Origin of the sequence: Faecalibacterium sp. Marseille-Q3530, assembly GCF_017377625.1 — a bacterium.
GTDB lineage: Bacteria > Bacillota > Clostridia > Oscillospirales > Ruminococcaceae > Faecalibacterium > Faecalibacterium prausnitzii_E.
In genome coordinates this window covers 1-1830 of sequence record NZ_JAFREH010000037.1, presented here as the reverse complement: position 1 = coordinate 1830, position 1830 = coordinate 1, and the positions used below count along the sequence as shown (strand labels likewise).

Sequence of the window (1830 nt, the reverse complement as noted above, 5' to 3'; positions counted from 1 at the left end):
CCCGGCTGGGGCTTATCCACGAACTGCGGCTGATGCAGTGCTACCTGATGCCCGATGAAACTGCTCTGCGGGAACTGTCCGAACAGGTCATCGAAAAGCTGAAACTGCTGACCGATGCAGAGTTTGCCGAACTGGAATTTCCGCCGGACTGATTTTTGCCGCCTGCGGGCGGCGTACATAGGCTCTTTTACAATGGGATTCGGTGTGGTATACTGAACTCGACAACTCGGAAGTTGGAGGATACACGCATGAAAATTGTAATCATTAATGGAAGTGCCAGAAAAGGAAATACGCTGGCAGCAATCAATGCATTTATAAAAGGAGCGTCAGAAAAGAATAAAATTGAAATCATTGAACCCGACAAACTCAACATTGCACCATGCAAGGGATGTGGTGTCTGTCAATGCTCTAAGGGATGCGTCGATAAGGATGATACAAATCCTACAATTGATAAAATTGCTGCCGCAGATATGATTCTTTTTGCTACACCAGTTTATTGGTGGGGAATGTCAGCACAATTGAAACTTATCATTGATAAGTGCTACTGCCGTGGATTGCAGTTAAAAAACAAAAAAGTTGGCACGATTGTTGTAGGTGGTTCTCCCGTAGGCAGTATCCAGTATGAGCTGATTGATAAGCAGTTTGACTGTATGGCAAAATATCTTTCATGGGATATGCTTTTCAAAAAATCATATTACGCAACAGCCAGAGATGAACTTGAAAAAAATAAGGATTCCATGAACGAACTTGAGTGGATCGGAAAAAATTTATAAAGCACACACCAAATTCGCGTTTGCGCAGCGGAGCGGAGCAATGAAAGCCCCAGTGGGGCTTTTAAGCGACAGAACGGTCTTGCGCAGCAAGATGGAGGGGCCTCGCCCCGACAAGTTCCAGTTTACCACCAAGAACATCCATGAGAGAGGAGTGACCATTATGAAGGAAAACAGAAAACTGTTAAAAGAGGTACTCAAGGACATCCGGCACGACATGACCGATGAGGAAGTGCTGAATCTGCTGGCAGACAGTAAGATCTCCGTCAGTCCTGAAAGCGAAAAAGAAAAGTATACGCTGGGGCAGCGTGCAGCGGATTCTATTGCAAAATTTGCCGGAAGCTGGGCGTTTATCTTTTCCTTTACCGGTGTTCTGATCCTTTGGATGGTGGTCAACACGGTGCTGGCTGCCAAAGCGTTTGACCCGTATCCGTTTATTCTGTTGAATCTGGTACTGTCCTGTGTGGCGGCAATTCAGGCACCGTTGATCATGATGAGCCAGAACCGTCAGGAGGAAAAAGACCGCCGCAGAGCAGAAAATGATTATAAAGTCAACCTGAAGACCGAGATCATGATCGAGGACCTGTACGATAAAGTAAACGCCATTCTTGCCAAGCAGTCTGCACTGGAAAAGCGGCTGCAAAACGATGGCAAAAATCATACAAAGCAGCAGGAAAACAACTGAATCCTAGCTTTTTTGCGCCAAAATGGGATAAGCCGGAAAGAAAACGGTGTGCGATTCCATCTCCCGGTGTTGATTTTTGTCTCATTGTGGTAATGGGGGAAAGACAGATACAAGATATTGTTGCAAAAGTATTATTTTTTCGTGAATATTAGCACTCTACTATTGACAGTGCTAAAATGCGGTGCTATAACAGTGGCGTGCTCAGGAGGAAGGGAAAAAGGAGAGCCGCAAGACTCCCCGGAAAGCTCTTCCGAGTGGACGCTTCAGATTTTTTGCCCCGACCCGAACGCCGGGATTGGAGGAATGATTTATGCTTATGCCGACTGTTTTCCATGAAAACCTGTTCGATGATTTCTTCGATCCGTTCTGGAATGA

The 1830-nt window shown here is 45.8% G+C and carries 4 protein-coding genes; 3 read left to right on the top strand and 1 reads right to left on the bottom strand.

The window, feature by feature from the left end; all coding sequences use genetic code 11:
* The 3 genes from J3350_RS13820 to J3350_RS13810 all read left to right on the top strand — a co-directional run.
* On the top strand, positions 1–152 hold a 152-nt coding region (locus J3350_RS13820), incomplete at its 5' end, for a transposon-transfer assisting family protein (RefSeq protein WP_207687015.1).
* Between the two features lie 96 nt (positions 153–248).
* Positions 249–773 (top strand): flavodoxin family protein, encoded by a 525-nt coding sequence (locus J3350_RS13815; protein ID WP_117538434.1) that lies wholly within the window; start codon positions 249–251, stop codon positions 771–773.
* A gap of 160 nt (positions 774–933) precedes the next feature.
* Positions 934–1455 (top strand): DUF1003 domain-containing protein, encoded by a 522-nt coding sequence (locus J3350_RS13810; RefSeq protein ID WP_015564846.1) that lies wholly within the window; start codon positions 934–936, stop codon positions 1453–1455.
* 184 nt (positions 1456–1639) lie between these two features.
* On the opposite strand, the gene J3350_RS13805 is transcribed toward J3350_RS13810, so the two are convergent.
* Positions 1640–1830, bottom strand: a 191-nt coding sequence (locus J3350_RS13805; protein WP_207687013.1) for a hypothetical protein, incomplete at its 5' end; no start/stop codon positions are given.